This window comes from Streptomyces sp. SID1328 (assembly GCF_009865595.1).
GTDB classification, from domain to species: domain Bacteria; phylum Actinomycetota; class Actinomycetes; order Streptomycetales; family Streptomycetaceae; genus Streptomyces; species Streptomyces griseoluteus.
Genome location: NZ_WWKH01000315.1, coordinates 1 through 1,026, shown reverse-complemented (window position 1 = coordinate 1,026; position 1,026 = coordinate 1). Strand labels below are relative to the sequence as shown.

The 1,026-nt window shown below is 64.6% G+C and carries 1 protein-coding gene; it reads right to left on the bottom strand.

Translation table 11 applies throughout. From position 1 onward, the window contains the following. Nucleotides 1–54: 54 nt before the first annotated feature. Nucleotides 55–393, bottom strand: coding sequence for an STAS domain-containing protein (locus GT030_RS09245; RefSeq protein WP_161200676.1), 339 nt, complete (start codon nucleotides 391–393; stop codon nucleotides 55–57). Between the last annotated feature and the right edge of the window lie 633 nt (nucleotides 394–1,026).

The window sequence follows — 1,026 nt, the reverse complement described above, 5'->3', positions numbered from 1 at the left end:
GGCGGAGCGGAGCGCAGCCGGGGCTTGATGAGGTAGAGAAACCTGTAACAGTTGTCAGGCCGCGCTGGCGTTCGGCGCATCGGCAGATCTGGGAACAAGCACGTCATAGGCACCGGTGAGAAGCAGCACCTGGGTGGGCTGGCCTTGCAGACCGGCAATAACCAGCTGCCTGCCCTCGGCAAGAAGACGGAGGTGCAGCTGGAGCATAAGATTGAGGCCGCTGGAGTCCATGAAGGACACGCCTGACATCTCCAGGTGCAGCGCCTTGCCATCCGGTGGGATGACGCTGGTGGCATCCATGAGGGCAGAACAGGTGTGAAGGTCTATCTCCCCGGCGACAGTGATCATGGTGCGGTCGGTGAACTGCTGGGTGACCACGGTGAGGTTGTTCATGGTTCGCCCCTCCTATCAGGGGTCGAGCCCATCACACCCCCGCTCAGCGGGGGCATCAAGCGCGCGACTACATCGGGCCGCGCGAAGCCAAGCAAGACCACCCGCGCCGCGCCTCGGCCACTGCAATGGCCCGCAAAGACGGTGCGGGGTCTCCTACCAGACCAGGCTGGTCGTGTAACCACCTTCGCATACCCTGGCGCCGCTTGTCCGGGGACCACCGCTCATCAAACAGGCGTCAGCCCCAAGCCACGGTATCATGGTCGGCTTGAGGCGCGGCCCGGCGTCCGCTACCTGAGCGGCGGCATCAGCGGCGAAAGCAAGGCGATCGCGCCCGCTAACAACCAGCGGGCGCGATCGCCTTCTATTCCGCCGGGCCAGCCCTAGCGGTCGGCTGCCCCACGAGTCGCAGTGCGTTGATCAAGCTGATTGGTCATCAGCCACGGATCAGGATGTCGATCACGAAGAGCACCACGCCGATCAGACCAAGTGCGATGCCGACCTGGATGAGCCTTACAGGCAGCCTCTGCCTCCTGCCCGCCATCATGATGTGCACGCATCTATGAAGCCGAGCCCTGTGCCGACCAGGCCGATGCCGCCTCCGATGGCTGCCACGGATGCGGGGGTGCCCAGCCC